General features: G+C 52.9%; 17 protein-coding genes. All 17 read left to right on the forward strand.

Annotated features, from left to right (window positions below; translation table 11 throughout):
- Positions 1 to 5 precede the first annotated feature (5 nt).
- The 17 genes from HW115_RS01970 (at position 6) to scpA (ending at position 19,283) form a co-directional block, all read left to right on the forward strand.
- Positions 6 to 1,451: an outer membrane protein assembly factor BamB family protein gene (locus HW115_RS01970; RefSeq protein WP_178930896.1), complete on the forward strand. Its 1,446-nt coding sequence runs from the start codon at positions 6 to 8 to the stop codon at positions 1,449 to 1,451.
- 4 nt (positions 1,452 to 1,455) lie between these two features.
- Positions 1,456 to 2,631: a hypothetical protein gene (locus tag HW115_RS01975; protein WP_178930897.1), complete on the forward strand. Its 1,176-nt coding sequence runs from the start codon at positions 1,456 to 1,458 to the stop codon at positions 2,629 to 2,631.
- Between the two features lie 48 nt (positions 2,632 to 2,679).
- Positions 2,680 to 3,912, forward strand: a complete 1,233-nt coding sequence (locus HW115_RS01980; protein WP_178930898.1) for an ABC transporter permease — start codon at positions 2,680 to 2,682, stop codon at positions 3,910 to 3,912.
- Positions 3,913 to 3,925: 13 nt separating this feature from the next.
- Entirely contained in the window at positions 3,926 to 4,603 is a 678-nt protein-coding gene (locus HW115_RS01985; RefSeq protein WP_178930899.1) for an ABC transporter ATP-binding protein, read from the forward strand.
- A gap of 34 nt (positions 4,604 to 4,637) precedes the next feature.
- Positions 4,638 to 4,910 carry a MoaD/ThiS family protein gene (locus HW115_RS01990; protein ID WP_178930900.1) on the forward strand — a complete coding sequence of 91 codons (273 nt, stop codon included), beginning with the start codon at positions 4,638 to 4,640 and terminating at the stop codon, positions 4,908 to 4,910.
- 33 nt (positions 4,911 to 4,943) lie between these two features.
- Complete coding sequence (locus HW115_RS01995) at positions 4,944 to 5,714, forward strand: HesA/MoeB/ThiF family protein (protein WP_178930901.1); 771 nt, start codon at positions 4,944 to 4,946, stop codon at positions 5,712 to 5,714.
- The gene (modA, locus tag HW115_RS02000; RefSeq protein ID WP_178930902.1) at positions 5,711 to 7,228 is read left to right on the forward strand and encodes a molybdate ABC transporter substrate-binding protein; all 1,518 of its coding nucleotides are present in this window, start codon (positions 5,711 to 5,713) and stop codon (positions 7,226 to 7,228) included. The genes HW115_RS01995 and modA overlap by 4 nt, the downstream gene beginning before the upstream one ends.
- An 81-nt stretch (positions 7,229 to 7,309) precedes the next feature.
- Positions 7,310 to 8,152, forward strand: coding sequence for an ABC transporter permease (locus HW115_RS02005; protein ID WP_178930903.1), 843 nt, complete (start codon positions 7,310 to 7,312; stop codon positions 8,150 to 8,152).
- A gap of 33 nt (positions 8,153 to 8,185) precedes the next feature.
- Complete coding sequence (locus HW115_RS02010; protein WP_178930904.1) at positions 8,186 to 8,836, forward strand: ABC transporter ATP-binding protein; 651 nt, start codon at positions 8,186 to 8,188, stop codon at positions 8,834 to 8,836.
- A gap of 504 nt (positions 8,837 to 9,340) precedes the next feature.
- Positions 9,341 to 9,742, forward strand: coding sequence for a methylmalonyl-CoA epimerase (mce, locus tag HW115_RS02015; protein WP_178930905.1), 402 nt, complete (start codon positions 9,341 to 9,343; stop codon positions 9,740 to 9,742).
- Between the two features lie 44 nt (positions 9,743 to 9,786).
- Positions 9,787 to 11,340: an acyl-CoA carboxylase subunit beta gene (locus HW115_RS02020; protein WP_178930906.1), complete on the forward strand. Its 1,554-nt coding sequence runs from the start codon at positions 9,787 to 9,789 to the stop codon at positions 11,338 to 11,340.
- Between the two features lie 35 nt (positions 11,341 to 11,375).
- A complete protein-coding gene (locus tag HW115_RS02025; protein ID WP_178930907.1) occupies positions 11,376 to 11,747 on the forward strand; it encodes an OadG family transporter subunit in 372 nt (123 codons plus the stop codon).
- 49 nt (positions 11,748 to 11,796) lie between these two features.
- On the forward strand, positions 11,797 to 12,171 hold the full coding sequence (locus tag HW115_RS02030) for a biotin/lipoyl-containing protein (RefSeq protein ID WP_178930908.1): 375 nt from the start codon (positions 11,797 to 11,799) through the stop codon (positions 12,169 to 12,171).
- Between the two features lie 92 nt (positions 12,172 to 12,263).
- Complete coding sequence (locus HW115_RS02035; protein ID WP_178930909.1) at positions 12,264 to 13,409, forward strand: sodium ion-translocating decarboxylase subunit beta; 1,146 nt, start codon at positions 12,264 to 12,266, stop codon at positions 13,407 to 13,409.
- 80 nt (positions 13,410 to 13,489) lie between these two features.
- Complete coding sequence (locus HW115_RS02040; protein WP_178930910.1) at positions 13,490 to 14,977, forward strand: butyryl-CoA:acetate CoA transferase; 1,488 nt, start codon at positions 13,490 to 13,492, stop codon at positions 14,975 to 14,977.
- Between the two features lie 23 nt (positions 14,978 to 15,000).
- A complete protein-coding gene (locus HW115_RS02045) occupies positions 15,001 to 17,109 on the forward strand; it encodes a methylmalonyl-CoA mutase subunit beta (RefSeq protein ID WP_178930911.1) in 2,109 nt (702 codons plus the stop codon).
- Positions 17,106 to 19,283, forward strand: a complete 2,178-nt coding sequence (gene scpA / locus HW115_RS02050; protein WP_178930912.1) for a methylmalonyl-CoA mutase — start codon at positions 17,106 to 17,108, stop codon at positions 19,281 to 19,283. Before HW115_RS02045 ends, scpA begins: the two co-directional genes overlap by 4 nt.
- Positions 19,284 to 19,292: the final 9 nt, after the last annotated feature.

Genomic DNA, 19,292 nt, shown 5'->3' on the forward strand with positions numbered 1-19,292 from the left:
TTTCCATGTCGATTTCATCATTCAGTCTATTTCTCACCCTGACCGCCAGCTTGCTGCTTACTGGTCTGGCTGGTGCCAATGACGAGTCGTGGCCCAGTTACCGACACGATAATGCCCGCTCGGGAAAAGCTTCCTCCGATTTAAAACTGCCTCTCCGTTTGGCTTGGGATAAACACAACGCCCCACCTCAACAAGCATGGACAGGACCGGCCAAATGGGACGCGTATGCCGGCAACGACGGCTTACAGTCGATGCGTAATTTTGACCCTTGTTACTTCACAACCAGTCAGGATGGCCACCTCTACTACGGCTCATCGTCCGACAACGCAGTGCACTGCCTCGACACCAAGACGGGTAAAGAACAATGGGTCTACTTCACCGAAGCGGCGGTGCGCTTTCCCCCCACCCTCTACAAACATCTCGCGCTGTTTGGTTCCGATGACGGCTATGTTTATGCGGTGCATGCCAAATCAGGAAAGCTCGAATGGAAGTTCAAGGCATCGCCGGTGAGCAACAAAGAAGAACGAAGAGTCCCAAACAATGGTAAGTTTATTTCCCATTGGCCGGTCCGCACCTCCGTGATGATTCATCGTAACCTCGCCTACTTTGGGGGCTCTCTCCTTCCATGGAAAAAATCCTACCTCTGCGCCATCGATCCGGAAACCGGCAAACAGGGCGAAAAGGGATTTATGTCCGAGCTTGATAATGTCACTCTACAGGGGGCCTTACTAGCCAGTCAGGACCGCATTTATGTTCCTCAAGGAAGAACCGTGCCCTTGGTTTTCTCCTCTGACAAGGGTGTGCGATTGGGAAAGGTTCCCCACGCCGGTGGAGTTTTTGCCATTCTCGACGAAGAAGGTCGCTTTTTCGCAGGGCCACAAAACCAACGCACTGCCACGGAAGAAGTGAGAGCCATCGACACGAAAAACAATGCCAGAGTCGCCACCTTTGGTAGTGCCAACCGACTCGTCGTCGCAGATAACATTGCCTACCTTCACTCGGATAAACAGCTTCAGGCATTCGATTTGAAAAAAAACGGCACCATCATGGCCGAGATCAACCAAATCCAAACCCAGATCAATCAATCGAAACAGCAACTCAAACAAACACCCAAAACAAATCAAAATCGACGGGATTCGTTAAGCCTGACCATCCGGGAGCTGGAAGAGAAAATTAAACGTACTCGCAAACAAACCGACACCTGTTGGTTGTGGAAAAAAGACAGCCAGGTGCCACTCGACCTGATTGCCACCCCCAGCCATATTATTGCAGGTTATGATGGATCGATCTCCATCATCGACAGAACATCAGGCGAACCTGTCTGGTCGACATCGATTCAAGGTAAAGCGCACGGATTAACCATTGCCGATGGCAAACTCTTTGTCTCCACCAATCTCGGCAGTATTCTTAGTTATGGAAGCAAAGAAACTCAAACCCCTCCCATCCCCTAAGCCCATGTGGAACACCACCCTACGCCTGCTTTTTCTGACCGCAATCCTAAGCCCATACGCATGGGCTTGTCAGGTTCCTGTGTTTCGCTACGCCCTGGAACGCTGGGAATCCGATACCTATCAACTATTTCTCACGAGCCCCGGAGCACTCGACAAACCGCAAACCGAATGGGTCAAAGAGTTCCAACAAAAGCTCAAGCATACCAATCTCAAGCTCAACATCATCGACACCTCACGCTTGTCCGAAGCCCAGCTCTGGCAACTCCCTGAAATTGACACCTCGGCAAAGGAAGCAAGACTTCAATTGTTCCGACCGAACAATGAGCAACAAAGCAGCGGACAAACCAAACCTATTCTCAATACGGCCTTCAACGAGGTCAATTTAAACCATTTGATCGACTCTCCAGCCAGACGCCACATCGTCGACCGTCTTCTGGAGGGTTCCTCCTGCGTCTGGCTCATCATCCACAACAACCAGGAAGCCAAAGCAAAAGAAATCCAATCGGAATTAAACACCCACTTGCGAACGATTGAAAAGCAAATCAGCATTCCTGAGGGAATCATTGGCACCGCGGAAAGACACAAAATCAATGAAGATACGGATCTTGAGGATGTGCTCCGATCTCAGATCCCTCTTAAAATAGCCTTCTCATCGCACATCATTAACACCCAAACCCCTGAGGAAGCAGCCTTCGTAGCCCAACTGATTCATAGCTCTGGCTCTCATGCCACACTTCAAAGCGAACCGCTGGTCATTCCGGTCTTTGGCAGGGGGCGTAAACTTCCGGCCATGCCATCATCGATGCTAAGCTTGGAAACCCTGCTGCGTGGATGCCAATACCTGTGCGGTGCCTGTTCTTGCCAAGTGAAAGAACAAAACCCAGGAGCCGACCTCATCATCAATGAGAACTGGTCCTCTCACCTCACCTCCGGTCTGGCCGTCATCGACAAAGAATTGCCACCGCTTGCAGGTGTCGGTGACCTCACAAAGAGTCATGGGAACACATCATCACCTGCTCCCAAACAGGATGCCGAACTAGGAAACGAGGATCAACCCAATGTCATTCATGCGGTCGAGGAACCGGCAAATCAAAGATTCCCCATCTGGATCACCCTGGCATCTCTGTTTGCCATCATTACCCTCTGTTCCATACTCGCAGTCAAAAGGAAGGCATCTTAAGACCTTTCTTACAAAACCATTCTCAGCCCATATATTTCATCACACACCGTGAGCATCACCACTCTCATTTTCAAAGAACTCCGACACCGAATACTCGGAGCCTGCATTTCAGTTCTGACCATTACCATTGCCCTGACTTGTCTTGTCGCCTCAATGGAAGCCATGCGTAGCTACGACTTAAAAACAGAACAACAACTCGCAGAGCTTGACCAAAAAACAAAAGAAACCAACCAAAAGCTCAATGACCAGATCCGCAAAACCATGAAAGGGCTCGGGTTCAATGTGCATATCTATCCGGCGACACAACAATTGTCTGAAGTTTACGCCCAAGGTTACGCTTCGGAAACCATGCCCGAAGCATACGCCCAGACCTTGGCCGACTCTTCCATCGTCAGCATCAACCACCTCCTCCCCAGGCTGTCCCGCCGTATTCTTTGGAAAGAAAACAACACAGAAATCATGCTGATTGGTGTGGATGGACAAGTGCCTATCTCCCATCGGAATCCAACCAAGCCGATCATGCAACCCGTGCCACCAGGCAGCGCAGTGATCGGAGCTGAGCTGGCAAAACAATTCAAACTCAAGGTGCGGGAATCCATCACGATCAACCAGCAGTCGTTCACCATTCACCAAATTCATCCACCACGTGGCACGATTGATGACATCACCATCTGGATTCCTTTGAAATCGGCCCAGAACATGCTGAACCTTCCTGGTAAAATCAACGCCATCCTGGCCCTCGGCTGCAATTGCACCAGCATTGATCGACTGGGGACAATCCGCAAGGAACTTAAGACCATCCTACCCAACACCCAGGTCATTGAAATTGAAAGCAAGGCCCTTGCCCGCGCCGAATCCAGAAACAAAGTCCGCGAGGAATCCGAACGAACTCGTCAAAACATCGTCACGAGCCGAAAACAAGGTCGCAGCGACCGACAAGCTTTTGTCACCTTGCTGACACCACTCATCCTGATTGCTTCTCTTGTTGGATTGTTTACTCTCTGCCTGTTTAATGTTCGTGATCGCCGACCAGAAATCGGTCTCCTCCTATCGATGGGAATACCCTCTAGCAAAATCTTTACTCTCTTTCTTGGTAGAGCTGCATTGATTGGATGTTCGGGAACTTTGATTACTCTGACCATCATTTTTCTGCTGGATTACCCGCTTGACCACTACTGGGACTTGGCACTGCTAGCACCACTCCTTACGGTCCTGTCTGCATGGTTACCCACCCTGACGGCAGCCCGTCACGACCCATTGATCAGTTTAAAACAAGATTAATCCTCCTCAATCAATGCATGCTATCAACACAAAAGAAATCACTCAGGTTTTCGACAATGGAAACCACCGGGTGACGGCTGTCGACAAGGTCACACTCCAAATTCACCAAGGCGAACTGATTGCGATTACAGGCCGAAGCGGCAGTGGTAAATCCACCCTGCTCTATCAACTTGCAGGGCTGTTACATCCCAGCAGCGGCACCCTCCACTATGGAGAAAACCAGCCCTACAAACTCAGCACAAATAAACTTAATCAATTCCGAGCCGAACACATCGGCATGATCTATCCAGATTTCCGACTCCTGCCATATCTGAACGTCATCGAGAACATTCAATCCCCCTCATTGGCACTAAACATGACGGACGACGAAGTGAAGCAACGCGCCCTCGATTTAATTTCCAGCTTCTCTTTGCAAGACCGGGTGAACCACTTGCCTTCAGCCCTAAGTTCGGGTGAGCAACAACGTGTCGCTCTGGCCAGAGCTTTATTCACCTCTCCATCAACGATCATTGCTGATGAGCCCACAGGCAATCTGGACGAAGCCAACAGCCACAAGCTGATCAGCACACTCAAAAATTACGCCGAACAAGGAAATGTTGTGATCATTGCCACCCACGACCCCTTGGTTATGAAAGCGGCCGACCGCCAACTGCAAATGAAGCAAGGTCAACTGAGCCAGGCACTTACCTAAACCCACCTCACTCTAACTCAGCCCCATTTTAACCATGCACATCCTACTACAAGGTCAACTCGGAGCACTGACAAACTCGCCCATTATCGACTACCCGCTGGTTGAGGAAACCACCGTCGCCGACCTCATTCAGCAAATTTGCAAACGCCTACCTCAGGAAGCCCAACAACTCATCCTTCACAGTGACGGTTCATTGCGCCAAAGCCTCTTTGTTGCAATCGATGACAACCACCTCAGGGACCTCAATACCCTGATCCCGCCGAACACCAAAGAGCTGATACTCATGCCCCCGATGGCAGGAGGCTAAGTCATGCATCACAACTCTCGATGAATCACCACCATGCATCTCGACCCCACCGACCAATCCATCTATTCATGGCAACTTGACGTCCCCGGACTCGGAGCCTCTGGCCAACAAATCTTGCGCAACACCACCGCACTGGTGTCCCGAGTCGGAGGCCTTGGGGGGCCGCTTGCCCAGTCACTGGCGGCAGCCGGGTTCGGAAAAATCATTCTCGCTCATGGAGGCCCCCTGCGGCCCGACGACTTAAACCGACAAATTCTCATGACCCATGAAGGTTTGGGGAAAAACCGAGCCAAACAAGCAGCCGCCACCATTGAGCGTTTCACCCCTCGGGTTGAAACCATGGCCGTCGAATCCAACATCAATGAAACCAACGTCGAATCCCTGGTAAAACAAGCCGATATCGTTTTTTCCTGCGCCCCTCTCTTTGATGAGCGCTTACTCATGAACCGTGAAGCCATTCACCAAAACAAACTCTTCGTCGACAGTGCCATGTTCAACCTCGAAGGACAGGTTCTGGCTGTCCGCCCCAACCAAAGCACCTGTCTCGCCTGCATCACTCCAACTCCCCCTGCAGGATGGAAACGGCGTTTCCCTGTGATTGGTGCCGTTTCAGCCTTAATTGCCCAATTGGGAGTCCTGGAAGGAATCAAACTACTTACAGGAATGGCTCCAGCAAACACCGACACGCTCCTGCATTTTTCAACGCAACAATCCACACTCAGAAAAATCAAACTCACCCGCAACCCGGAATGCCCCCACTGTGGAACACACACACACGAACAAAACACCGTTACCATTCCATGAACAAGATTACTTTACTCTTCACATTCCTCATCGGAACAATGGCCATCTGCCTCTGGGCACTCTGGCCCTCACAAAAAACAACATCGGATGATAAATCCCTCACGCTTTACTGCGCCGCCGGCCTGCAGAGTCCGGTTGAAGAAATCATCGAAGACTATCACAAACTAACAGGCAGAACCGTCAAGGTCATTTACAACGGGTCGGGCGCCCTGTTATCGCAAATCAAGATTGCCCCGGGAGACCTCTATCTACCGGCAAACAACGAGTATATCCGTCAGGCTGAATCGATGGATCTCACCATGGAATCGATTCCTGCCGCGAGTATGACCGCAGTGCTCGTCGTCGCAAAGGACAACCAGAATATTCAGGATTTGGATGATCTAACTCAAGAAGGTATTCGTATCTCCTTTGCCGATTCAACGGCAGCCATTGGTAAACATGTGCGTCAGGTGCTCAGTGAACATCAACTGCTCGCAGCCATTGAAAAAAACGTCACCGTGACAAAACCAACAGTGAACAACATCATCGAAGATGTAGCTCTGGGCAGCGTCGACGCAACGATAGCGTGGGATGCGGTTGCAAACCACAACCCGAAAGTCAAAACCATCCCCATCCCCATCTTCCATAACAAACCAAGGGTAGCGGAAATTGCGGTCCTCCGCTCCAGCAAGGAGGCAAGTGCCGCACTTCACTTCGCACGTTACCTCAGCGCAAAAGATCGAGGCTTAAAAACCTTTGCTCAACACGGGTTCCAAGTCAGTCCACAAGCAGACCTATGGAAAGACGTGCCGGAGATCCTTCTCTTTTCAGGTTCCATGTTAAGGCCCGCAATCCAAGATGGTTTAAGGGAATTTGAACAACGTGAAGGTTGCCGAATTTCGACCGTTTACGAAGGCTGCGGAACCTTGGTCGCCCAAATGAAAGCCGGAGCACAACCCGAGTTCTATTTTTCCTGTGATGTCACTTTTCTGGACCAAGTCCAAGACCGCTTTGAACCCGGCACGGTGATCTCCCAAAACGAAATCATCCTCCTCGTGCCCAAAGGTAACCCGAAAAACATCCGAACCCTCGACGACCTAAACAAAGCAAACCTTAAGGTAGGGGTTGCCCATCCGGTTAAAAGCGCCCTTGGCAAACTAACCCACGACATGCTCAAGGCCTCCAGCCACCTCAAACCACTTGAAGCATCAGGAAACATCATCATTCTTGCGAGCAAGGGCGATGAACTTGTTACCCAGATGCAGGCCGGAGCCCTCGATGCCGCATTGCTCTATCGAAGCAATGCCAAAGCCAGCGAAGCCATCACCAAACATTGCTCCATCATTTCCTTGAATCGAACTGACGCCATTGCAACCCAACCTTTTGCGATTGCCGTCAATGCCCAACACCCGCAAATGATGCGCAGGCTTGGTGCATACCTCTCCAACAAACAGGCCGAGCAACGGTTCAAACATTTCGGTTTCACCTGGAAAAAAGAGACTCACAATCGGAGTAACACACCAGCAAATCCATAAGATCCTCCTCAAGCGTCTACAAATCCCTTGTTAAATTCCTGTTCACGTCCAAAAGATTACCGCTAGAATCACGAAGCACACATGAGCGATTCACAGACCACCCCTCCGCATAAAAAAAACCGGAGAGTCAAATCCGACATCCCGTTTTTTCTCGGATTGTTCGGTTTTGCCGGGGTATACCTTGTGCTCATCCTGAGTTTGCTTGTCGCCAATGCGAGTTTCATCGATGCGGAAGCCATCCGCGAGGCCTTTACCAGTGAAGCCACACTCGGCTCATTGAAGCTCACCTTTCTTACCTGCACCATTTCCGCCATCCTCTCGCTCTTTGCAGCCATCCCAATCGCATACAGTCTTTCGCGCTTCACCTTCAAAGGCAAAACCTTCGTCGACACCCTGTTCGACATCCCCATCGTCCTCCCCCCACTCGTTGTTGGACTCAGCCTGTTGATTTTATTCAACAGGCTACCCGACCCCGACAACTCTCTCGAAAAATGGCTCAACCAACACGGCATTGCCATCACCTTTCACGTCCCTGCCATCATTCTGGCCCAATTCACCGTTGCCGCCGCTTTCGCCGTGCGTAGCATGAAAAATACCTTCGATCAGATTTCGTCACGCACCGAAGACATTGCGCTCACGCTCGGTTGCAACCGATCCCAAGCCTTCTGGAAAGTCACCCTGCCTCAGGCCCATAAAGGGATCATTGCGGCCGGACTGCTAGCCTGGGCCCGTGCCCTTGGAGAATTTGGCCCCATCCTGGTATTTGCCGGAGCCACTCGCGGAAGAACCGAGGTCCTCGCCACTTCTGTGTTTTTAGAAATCAATATCGGCAACCTCGCGGGAGCTGCATCCATTTCCCTGGTCCTGATCACGCTGGCCATCCTTACCATTCTCACTGTCAGGCTCGCTGGAGACCGCCGCTAAAGCTCCCTTCGCCCAAGACCAATCCATCCAAACATGCTCAAGGTCCACCAACTCGCAGTCCACGCCGGAAGTTTCGCTCTGGAAAACATTTCCTTTGAAGTCCCGACGGGTGCTTGTTTTTCACTGATGGGCCCCAGCGGCAGCGGGAAAACAACCCTAATGGAGGCCCTCTGCGGCTTACGCCACGTGGACTCCGGCACCATCCATCTTTCGGATAGAACGATTACCGATATGCGCCCCGGCGACCGCAACATCGCACTTGTCCCGCAGGACAACGCCCTCTTCCCGCATCTTACGATCCGACAGCATCTCAGTTTCGGGCCTCAAATCCGACGTTGGAGCAAAACGGACACCCGGAACCGCTGCAACGAACTCGCCGAGCAACTAGGACTCACGCAGTTACTCGACCGCTACCCGGCCAAACTTTCAGGAGGGGAAGCCAAACGGGTCGCCCTCGGGAGAGCTCTAGCCTCACGCCCCGACCTCCTATGTCTGGACGAAGCGCTTACCGGTCTGGATGATGGAACCCACAACGAAGTGCTCAGCGCCTTGCAACAAACGATCTCTGACCACTCGGTGACCACCTTGCACATCACACATAATCGTAAAGAGGCTCAGGCACTCGCCTGCTCCATCATCGAAATGGATCAACTGAGATCACAGCCATCTCAGATCATCACCTGATGAAACGTCATCACTCGGCGATGAATGCTGCCCCGCTGCCTGTCTGAAACTTCGGAGGCGTCCAGAGAGGATTCCGTAATTAAAGAAGACCAAAATGACTGCAGCCTCCCGAACGGGATAAAAACCTCACAAATTTTTTCTAGCCATCCCCCATCCCACTAGGGCTCTGGAGCCTGAAGTCAAAATACGCTTAGCCCGAGGCAAGCTTTGGCTTGGCAAGTCACGTCTGGCTACCTAGTGTGCTAGTCAATGTGAAGAAATCCTTGTGAGGATAACAAGCCTCAATAGAAAATCAGCCTCTAAACTTAAGTCTTAACCCCACATACTCTCCATAGAATTTGACCAGACAAGCACAAAATAGCCAAAATCGCAAAATATGCGCAGTCTCGGACGCTACTCGCAGAGCAAGTTATCAACAATCAGACTAGCTTGGCCACGCACTTCGAAAGAAAGCTCTTCACACTCTGATCCAACTCTCAAAATCAAACACCCCAATCTTCTATTATGATCACGAAAATCGACCACTTAGGAATCGCCGTCAAATCTCTGGATGATGCCATCCCATACTACGAAAACGTCCTCGGCCTCGAATGTGAAGGTCGGGAAGAAGTAGAATCGCAAAACGTGAAAACGGCCTTCTTTGCTGTCGGCGAGGTTCACGTTGAACTACTCGAGCCCACCTCTCCTGAAAGCCCGATTGCAAAATTCATCGAGAAGAACGGTGAAGGCATCCACCACGTTGCCTTTGGAACCGATGACGTCATCAGCCAACTGGCACAAGCCAAGGACAACGGTGTCCGGGTTCTCCACGAAACACCGATCGATGGTGCTGGCAACAAACTGATTGCCTTCCTCCATCCCAAATCCACCGGCGGTGTTCTCACCGAGTTCTGTCAGCCCAAGTAAACCCCATTCGGTAATCACACTCTAATTCACAACAATCTATCATTATGGCCATCGAAAAAGAACTCATGGATAAACTCCAAGCCCGGAGGGACGAAGCCCTCCTCGGTGGAGGACAGGAACGCATCGACAAACGTCATGCTAAAGGGCAAATGACTGCCCGCGAACGTCTCACCTCCTTTTTTGACGGAGGTGACTTTATTGAGTTCGGTATGCACGCCCACCACTCTTGCACCAACTTTGGTCTGGAGAAACGCAAGATGCCCGGTGACGGCGTCGTTTGTGCCACTGGAACAGTCGATGGCCGCCCAACAGCCGCATTTGCCCAGGACTTCACCGTCGGTGGCGGTGCCGTAGGACGTATCCATGCCAAGAAAATCTGTGACTTGCTCGACTACGCTGTGAAAGCAGGGATGCCGGTCATCGGAATCAACGACTCGGGCGGAGCCCGGATTCAGGAAGGCATCGAAGCTCTCGCCGGATACGGTCAAGTCTTCTTCCGCAATGTGCTACTCTCCGGAGTGGTGCCCCAGATTTCTGTCATTTCCGGTCCATGCGCCGGTGGTGCAGCCTACTCACCGGCCCTGACCGACTTCCTGATCATGACCCGCAAGAATGCGAACATGTTCATCTGCGGCCCCGACGTCATTAAAGCAGCCACCGGTCAGACGGCATCCCTTGACCAGTTCGCCAGCGCCGATGCACACGCCCAGGTCAGCGGAAACATCCACTTGATTGCTGAAGACGACCAGCATGCAATCGATCTCAGTAAGCGCCTGCTCTCCTACCTGCCATCCAATAATGCAGCCGAGCCTCCTCATCAACTGAACGATGAGATTGCCATTACCGAAGACCCTGAGATCAACGACCTCATTCCAGCGGATTCCAAAACACCACTGGACATGCAGAAGGTGATCGCCCGCATCGTCGACCCGGGAAGCTGGTTTGAAATCATGCCTGACTTTGCACCAAACATGCTGGTTGGATTTGCTCGTATTGAAGGCCTTATCATTGGCGTCATTGCGAACCAACCCATGGTGAAGGCTGGTTGCATCGACATCGATTCTTCCGACAAAGCTGCCCGTTTCATCCGGGTGTGCAACATTTACTCCATTCCGATCCTCTCGCTTGTTGACGTCCCCGGCTTCATGCCAGGCCTAGCACAGGAACGAGGCGGCATCATCCGTCACGGAGCAAAGATGCTCTTTGCCTGGGCATCAGGAACCGTACCAAAGATCACCTTGATCTGCCGCAAAGCATACGGTGGAGCCTATCTTGCCATGTGTCCAAGTGATCTCGGTGCCGACTTTGTTTTTGCATGGCCAACAGCCGAAATCGCCGTGATGGGTGCCCAAGGCGCCATGAAGGTTCTCTATCGGAAAGAACTCGCCGAAGCCGAAGATCCAGAAAAACTGGAATCCGAACTTCGCGCATCCTATTCCGAGAAATTCGCCTCCCCCTATCAAGCCGCAAGTAATGGTATGATCACCGATGTGATCGATCCGGCGCAGTCCAGATCAACACTTGCCCTTGCATTCCGTCAGATGATGGATAAACGTGAGAGCCGACCACCGAAAAAACACGGTAACATCCCACTCTAATCATAATCTAATCATCTATTAACACTCCATACCTGATGACTGTCATTCCCAATCTCCTCGCGAACGCTGCCGGTGAAAGTAAATCCCTGGCAGATGCAGCCCCCCACCTTCTCGGATTCTTTGTCGTTCTTGGAACCTTGGCAGCACTGCTCGGCCTGTGCACGCTGGTAAGTAAAATCCTGCAACGCTATCAACCCGAGCCCGCCGCCCCCAAGCCGGTGAGAAAGCCCGCAGCAGCAGCCAGCCCGGCGAGTGACAGCATTTCACCAGAAGTGGTGACCGTAATCGCGGCGGCCGTAGCCGCCGTGGCAGGAGACAAACAACGCATCATTTCGATCAAACCGCAAAAATCATCCTGGAGTCAAGCCGGACGTCACCAACACCATACGTCCCACAATATCCGATAAATCCATCCGACATCTGAAGAATCCAATCAATCATCCTATTTAAACCATCATGAAACAACTCCGCATTACCGTAGAAGGAAAAACCTATGACGTCACTGTTGAAGTCACCGATGACGATGCCCCAGCCCAAGCAGCAGCCGCGGCCGCACCAGCCGCTGCCGCGCCAGCCGCGGCCGCACCAGTGACCGCACCACCCGTTGCCAAAGCAGCGGAAGGAGACGTCGTCAGCCCTCTGGCTGGAGTCGTACAAGCCATCGAAGTTGCAGCCGGAGCCTCCGTCAATGAAGGCGACCTCGTCATCACCCTCGAAGCCATGAAGATGTATACATCCATCAACGCTCCGGGTGCAGGCACCGTGACCGCTATTCACGTCAACGTCGGTGACGCTGTCGATGAAGGGCAACCTCTGTATACCCTCGGATAATCCGACTCCTGACCTCAAACCTCCTTTTTGACCCTGGCAGTCTGGCCAGGGTCACCCCGTTGATACTCATCCGAAACTAACACTCTTTTCTCATGGAAGCACTTAATGAACTCTGGCAAGCAACCGGTTTTATCAATTTGGAATGGCAAATGATTGTGATGTGGGTCGTCGTGACGGCGCTCCTCTATCTTGCCATCGTTAAAAAATTTGAACCTCTTCTTTTGGTGCCCATCGCCATGGGAGCCCTCATCGGAAACCTCCCGCTCGACCTCTACGATGCCACAGGACATCTCAAAGATGGAACCCTCTTCTACTACTTCAACCAAGGGGTCAAACTGGAGATTTTCCCTCCTCTCATCTTTATGGGAGTGGGAGCACTTACTGATTTTGGTCCGCTGATTGCCAACCCCCGCACCCTTCTGTTGGGTGCTGCCGCCCAATTCGGCATTTTCTTCACTTTCTTCTGCGCCCCGATCTTCGGATTCGAACTCGAACAAGCAGCCGCTATCGGCATTATCGGAGGAGCTGACGGCCCTACTTCGATTTTCGTAGCAAACAGCCTGGCACCTGAGCTCCTCGGAGCCATCGCTGTAGCCGCTTACAGTTACATGGCCATGGTTCCGATGATCCAACCGCCAATCATGCGCGCTCTCACCAGCGAAAGCGAACGTAAGATCAAAATGAAAACACTGCGCCAGGTCAGCCAGCTCGAAAAAATGATCTTTGCCATTGTTGTCATGGTCTTCTGCCTGCTCGTGCTTCCTTCGTCTGCTCCGCTCATCGCCATGTTCTTCCTCGGCAACGTCCTTCGCGAAAGCAAGGTGACTGAACGTCTGGTCAAAGCTGCCCAAAACGAAATCATCAATATCATCACCATCTTCCTCGGTCTCTGTGTCGGTCTGAAAATGGGAGGTATCACCAGTGATGGAACCCACATGTTCCTGAACGGACAAACCTTGAGCATTCTCGCCCTCGGTATTGTCGCCTTCTGTATCGCCACAGCTTCCGGAGTCCTCATGGCCAAGCTGATGAACGTCTTCAGTAAGAACAAAATCAACCCTCTCATCGGATCCGCCGGAGTTTCCGCAGTGCCCATGGCCGCCAGGGTATCCCAGGATGAAGGACAAAAAGCCGACCCGTCAAACTTCCTTCTCATGCATGCAATGGGACCTAACGTAGCCGGGGTCATCGGTAGCGCCCTCGCCGCTGGTTATTTCCTTGCCATGTTCGGAAACTAACAAAGAACCACCTTTTTTTTAACTTGGCTCGGAGTCTCGAAAAAATTTCGACCCGAGCCTCTTTTTCACCACCATAAACCATGAGCCATCCATTCCCAACTCTCACTGCCGAAGAAGCAGCCGAACTCATCCCCCACGACGCCAACATCGGCTTCAGCGGATTCACCCCAGCCGGTGCAGCCAAAGCCGTTCCAACAGCTCTAGCCCAAAAGGCGGTTCGTGAACATGAGGCCGGACGCGACTTCAAAGTCGGAGTCCTCACCGGAGCATCCACCGGAGCCTCACTCGATGGAGAACTTGCCAAGGCCGACGCCGTCAAGTTCCGTACCCCCTACCAGTCCAACCCGGACATGCGTAAAAGCATCAATGAAGGGCGGACCCGCTTCTTCGATATGCACCTCTCCCAGGTACAACAACAAGTCCGCTACGGATTTCTTGGCAATATCGACTATGCCGTGGTAGAAGCTGCTGATGTAGCCGCCGATGGCAAGGTGCTTCTCACTTCCAGCGTAGGAGCTACCCCCACCTACCTGAACAAGGCAGATAAAGTCATCATCGAGCTTAATAGCTACCACCCGAAACAACTGCTCGGGTTCCACGATATTTACGAACTTCGTGACCCACCTAACCGCCGCCCGATCCCCATCAGCAATGCTGAAGACCGCATTGGTAGCCAGCGAGTCTGGGTGGACCCCAAGAAAATCGTTGGAGTGGTTGAAACCAACCGCCCGGATGAAATCGGAGGATTCACCCCTACTTCTGCAATCACCCAGAAGATCGGTGAGAATGTCGCCGAATTCCTCGCAGCTGAAATGGCCGCAGGTCGGGTGCCCTCAACCTTCCTCCCGATCCAGTCAGGTGTCGGCAACGTCGCCAATGCCGTACTAGGAGCCATGGGAGCGCACCCGGACATCCCCGTCTTCCAGCTCTACACCGAAGTCATTCAGGATTCTGTCATCGCCGGCATGAAAGAAGGCAATATCGGCTTTGCCTCCGGAGCGTCCCTAACAGTCTCGCCGGATGTCCTCCAGGACATCTATGCCAATCTGGAAAACTATCAGGGCAAGCTGCTTCTCCGCCCACAGGAAATTTCCAATAACCCTGAGATTGTGCGTCGACTCGGTATTATTTCGATCAATACCGCGCTCGAAACCGATATCTTCGGCAACGTCAACAGCACCCACGTGCTCGGCCAGAAGATGATGAACGGCATCGGTGGTTCCGGAGACTTCACCCGCAACGCCTATATTTCCATCTTCACTTGCCCATCCACAGCCAAAGGAGGGGCGATTTCAGCCATTGCTCCGCTCTGCTCCCACATGGACCACAGCGAACACTCAGTCCAGGTTCTGATCACCGAACAAGGGGTCGCCGACCTCCGCGGCAAAAACCCGGAAGAGCGAGCCATGAGCATCATCAACAACTGCGCAGCTCCTGAATACAAGGACCTACTGCTCAATTACTACAACACAGCCAAATCCGGACACACCCGCCAGTCGCTCGATTCCGCATTTGCCTTCCACAAGGCATTCATGGAAACCGGCAACATGCAGGACGCCAAAATCTAAATCACTTCCAACCACACTCCACCATGAGCCAAGAACCACACAAAGAAGGCTTACTGGCAGAATTCCCGCCTCACACCTACGACCAATGGCACGAGGCAGCGGAAAAACTTCTCAAAGGTGCCCCCTTTGAGAAACTGCTTGTCAGTAAAACCTACGAAGACATCACGATCCAACCGATCTATCGTCAAGAGGATATTGAAAACCTCGAACACCGCAAACACCTTCCCGGATCGGGTTCCCTCGTCCGTGGTAGCCAAAGCGGTGGATTCCTCAAGGCTGGCTGGGAAATTTCCCAGGAAATCAGCCCATGCATGCCACCCAAGTGGAACGAAGTTGCCCACCAAGGACTCAACGGCGGTCAGAGTGAACTCAATGTCGTTCTGAACAACGTGACCTGCAATGGCTACGATATGGACCAGAGTGAGAAAACCACTTGCGGACTCGCCCTTGAAAATATGGAAGACATGGAAGTGGCACTCGATGGAGTAGCACTTGACTCCATCTCCACATTCTGGCGCTCCGGTGCCGGTTCCGTCCCTGTAGCTGCGCTCTTCTTTGCTGCTGCAAAAAAACAAGGTATCGACCTCAAGAACCTTCGCGGGTGTTTTGAAATCGATCCCCTCGCCGAGTGTGCCCTGCAAAGCCACATGACCCAGAGCCTGCAGACACGCCTGATGCACATGGCCGCCCTGACGAAGTTTGCGATCAAGAATGCACCCCAGGTTCAAACCATCTGCGTCCAAGGGAACGTCTACCACAACAGCGGAGCTTCCGCGACGCAGGAGCTCGCATACATCATCGGCACCGCCGTCTATTACATCGAGAAGATGAAAAAACGCGGCATCGAACCTGCCGACACGCTCAAACACATGCGTGTCCAACTCTCTGTCGGATCCGACTACTTCATGGAAATTGCCAAGATCCGTGCCACCCGCTGGCTCTGGAGTAAAATGGCCGAAGCCTATGGAGTTGAAAACGCCACAGTCTACATCCACGCATCCACATCCAAGTGGAACAAAACGCGCTACGATGCCCACAGCAACATGCTCAGGGTCACCTCGGAGGCCTTTGCTGCCGTTGTTGCCGGAGTTGATGCCCTGCACGTCGGCCCCTACGACGAAATCGCAGGCAAGAGCGACGAGTTTTCCCGCCGTATCGCCCGGAACATCCACATCATTCTACGTGAAGAATGTGGCCTTGACCAAGTCATTGATCCAGCCGGTGGTTCCAACTACATCGAATGGCTCACCGACCAGGTAGCGGGTAAAGCCTGGGAGATCTTCCAGCAAATCGAGAAAGACGGAGGCATGCTGCGCACGCTCGAATCCGGATCGGTTCAAAAAGATATCGAAGCGGTCTACCAGAAAAAACGGACCAACATCCGTCGGCGCAAAGATCGTATCGTTGGTGCCAACATGTATCCCGATCTTGGGAATGGCCCTCTGACCAAACAAGGGTGCGGCAAACAAAACGACCACGCTTGTGCTCTCAAAGCCGGCTCCGCTGCCAAGCGCAAGGACGTCGCAGCTATTGCTGACATCACACCTTCGATCGAAGCGGAGATGATTGAACAAGCTATCGCAGCTGCCGAGCAAGGAGCGACCGTTGGCCAAATCGGTGACGCCACCGACCTCCACGCCGGCCGGACCTTCAACATCAAGCAAGTTCCTCAACGCCGCGCCGCTGAGGAATTCGAAGCTCTGCGCGATGCCTCAGCTGAATTTGAAAGCAAGACCGGAGCCGCTCCGGTCATCCTTCAACTCAACATGGGACCATCCCGTCGTTATCGCCTGCGAGCCGACTGGACCGCAGCCTTCTTTGAAGCCGCTGGTTTCAATATCGAAGGCTCGACGGACTTTGATACCATCGATGATGCTGTTGCGGCCTTGCAGTCTACCAACACAAAGGTGGCAGTAATCACCTCGGATGACGCCAACTACGCCGAATGTGTGGTGCCTCTGGCTAAAGCAATCAAGCAAAGCCAACCCGAAACCACTCTCATCGTGGCAGGCGCTGCTGGCTATCAGGAAGAAGCGTGGCGCGAAGCCGGAGTCGATGACTTCGTCAACGTCCGCGTCAATAACTACGAAATGAACCTCAAACTTTTGAAAGGAGCAGGAGTAATCGCATGAGCCGTCCCAACTTCAAAGACATCCCATACACAACCAGCCAGGAAAACCTGAGCTACGAACAGTGGTGTGCCAAACTCGAAAAAGAGCAAGGCAAGCCAATCGACGAAATCGTCTGGAACACCATGGAGCAGATTCCGGTGAAACCCCTCTATACCGAGGAGGACACCAAAGATGTGGAGCACACCGCCTACCAGGCAGGTATCGCTCCCTTCCTGCGCGGTCCTTACGCCACCATGTATTGTTTCCGACCATGGACGATCCGTCAGTATGCCGGATTCTCTACAGCCGAAGAATCCAACGCCTTCTACCGCCGCAACCTCGCTGCGGGACAGAAAGGCCTCTCCGTGGCATTCGACCTCGCAACCCACCGTGGTTACGACTCGGATCACGAACGAGTGGTCGGTGACGTCGGTAAAGCCGGTGTGGCAATCGATTCCATCCTCGATATGGAGGTGCTCTTTAAGAACATCCCTCTCGATAAGGTGTCGGTTTCCATGACCATGAACGGTGCGGTGCTTCCCGTGCTCGCCTTCTACATCACGGCGGCCCTCGAACAAGGAGCCACCCTCGATCAGTTGGCCGGAACCATCCAGAATGACATTCTCAAGGAATACATGGTGCGGAACACCTACATCTATCCGCCCGAGCCTTCGATGAAGATCATCGCCGATATCTTTGAGTTCACTTCACAGAAAATGCCGAAGTTCAACTCGATCTCGATCTCCGGTTATCACATGCAAGAGGCTGGCGCCACTGCCGACCTCGAAATGGCATACACCCTCGCCGACGGCTGGGAGTATCTCAAAACCGGTATCGAAGCAGGTATCGACATCGACGCCTTCGCTCCCCGCCTGTCCTTCTTCTGGGCCCAAGGCAAAAACCACTTCATGGAAGTGGCCAAAATGCGTGCGGCCCGTGTTCTCTGGGCAAAGATCGTCAACACCTTCAACCCGAAGAATCCTAAATCACTGGCACTGCGGACCCACTCGCAGACATCCGGATGGTCGCTCACCGAGCAGGATCCGTTTAACAACATCTCGCGCACCACGATCGAAGCTATGGCTGCCACGCTGGGCCACACCCAGTCGCTGCACACCAACGCGCTGGATGAAGCCATTGCTCTGCCAACCGACTTCTCCGCTCGTATTGCCCGGAACACCCAGTTGTTCCTTCAAGACGAAACCGAGATCTGCCGCGTGATCGACCCATGGGGCGGTTCTTACTACCTCGAGGCCCTCACCGACTCGCTCATCAAAAAAGCATGGGCCCACATCGAAGAGGTTCAGGAACTCGGCGGTATGGCTCAGGCGATCGAAGCCGGCATTCCCAAAATGCGCATCGAAGAAGCCGCTGCTCGCCGTCAGGCGCGAATCGACTCCGGTGAGGAAACCATCGTCGGTGTAAACAAATACCGACTGGAAAAAGAAGACCCGCTCGACATTCTCGATGTGGACAACACCGCTGTGCGTCTGTCCCAGATCGAACGCCTCAACAAATTGCGCGCCGAGCGCAACGAGGACGAATGCCAAGCTGCCCTCAAGGCCCTGCGCGATTGTGCTGGTGGAGGCGAAGGCAACCTTCTCGACCTTGCAGTCAAGGCCACCCAGGCCCGAGCATCGCTTGGAGAAATCTCCGATGCATGCGAAGACCACTTCGGTCGCTACAAGGCTACCATCCGTTCAATCTCGGGCGTGTATGGTAAGGAATTCAGCAACAAAGGTGATATGAAAGACATCCCCGAACTCATCCAAAAATTCGAGTCCAAGGAAGGACGCCGTCCCCGCATCATGATTGCCAAGATGGGGCAAGACGGTCACGACCGAGGAGCCAAAGTGGTATCCACCGCCTACGCAGACATGGGATTCGACGTCGATATCGGACCTCTGTTCCAGACACCCGCCGAGACAGCCCAACAAGCTGTCGAAAACGATGTGCACGTCATCGCCATGAGCTCGCTGGCTGCTGGTCACAAGACCCTGCTACCCCAGCTCATCGAAGAGCTAACCAAGCTCGGACGCGAGGATATCATGGTCGTCTGCGGTGGTGTAATCCCCGCTCAGGACTACGACTTCCTCTACGAAAACGGTGCTGCCGCGATCTTTGGTCCTGGCACCGTGATACCTGAATCCTCAAAGAAAGTTCTCGAACTTCTCCTTGAGCAGTTGGAAGCCTAATTCGCACTG

It is taken from the genome of Oceaniferula marina (assembly GCF_013391475.1).
Classification (GTDB): Bacteria; Verrucomicrobiota; Verrucomicrobiia; order Verrucomicrobiales; family Akkermansiaceae; genus Oceaniferula; species Oceaniferula marina.

What these genes read in the sequence shown, in the direction of transcription:
- mce (WP_178930905.1), top strand. Translation starts at nt 9,341, where the DNA reads ATGATCACGAAAATCGACCACTTAGGAATCGCCGTCAAATCTCTGGAT.
- HW115_RS02005 (WP_178930903.1), top strand. Translation starts at nt 7,310, where the DNA reads ATGAGCGATTCACAGACCACCCCTCCGCATAAAAAAAACCGGAGAGTC.
- HW115_RS02020 (WP_178930906.1), top strand. Translation starts at nt 9,787, where the DNA reads ATGGCCATCGAAAAAGAACTCATGGATAAACTCCAAGCCCGGAGGGAC.
- HW115_RS01995 (WP_178930901.1), top strand. Translation starts at nt 4,944, where the DNA reads ATGCATCTCGACCCCACCGACCAATCCATCTATTCATGGCAACTTGAC.
- HW115_RS02010 (WP_178930904.1), top strand. Translation starts at nt 8,186, where the DNA reads ATGCTCAAGGTCCACCAACTCGCAGTCCACGCCGGAAGTTTCGCTCTG.
- HW115_RS01990 (WP_178930900.1), top strand. Translation starts at nt 4,638, where the DNA reads ATGCACATCCTACTACAAGGTCAACTCGGAGCACTGACAAACTCGCCC.
- HW115_RS02040 (WP_178930910.1), top strand. Translation starts at nt 13,490, where the DNA reads ATGAGCCATCCATTCCCAACTCTCACTGCCGAAGAAGCAGCCGAACTC.
- HW115_RS02025 (WP_178930907.1), top strand. Translation starts at nt 11,376, where the DNA reads ATGACTGTCATTCCCAATCTCCTCGCGAACGCTGCCGGTGAAAGTAAA.
- HW115_RS01970 (WP_178930896.1), top strand. Translation starts at nt 6, where the DNA reads ATGTCGATTTCATCATTCAGTCTATTTCTCACCCTGACCGCCAGCTTG.
- scpA (WP_178930912.1), top strand. Translation starts at nt 17,106, where the DNA reads ATGAGCCGTCCCAACTTCAAAGACATCCCATACACAACCAGCCAGGAA.
- HW115_RS01975 (WP_178930897.1), top strand. Translation starts at nt 1,456, where the DNA reads ATGTGGAACACCACCCTACGCCTGCTTTTTCTGACCGCAATCCTAAGC.
- HW115_RS02030 (WP_178930908.1), top strand. Translation starts at nt 11,797, where the DNA reads ATGAAACAACTCCGCATTACCGTAGAAGGAAAAACCTATGACGTCACT.
- HW115_RS02045 (WP_178930911.1), top strand. Translation starts at nt 15,001, where the DNA reads ATGAGCCAAGAACCACACAAAGAAGGCTTACTGGCAGAATTCCCGCCT.
- modA (WP_178930902.1), top strand. Translation starts at nt 5,711, where the DNA reads ATGAACAAGATTACTTTACTCTTCACATTCCTCATCGGAACAATGGCC.
- HW115_RS02035 (WP_178930909.1), top strand. Translation starts at nt 12,264, where the DNA reads ATGGAAGCACTTAATGAACTCTGGCAAGCAACCGGTTTTATCAATTTG.
- HW115_RS01985 (WP_178930899.1), top strand. Translation starts at nt 3,926, where the DNA reads ATGCATGCTATCAACACAAAAGAAATCACTCAGGTTTTCGACAATGGA.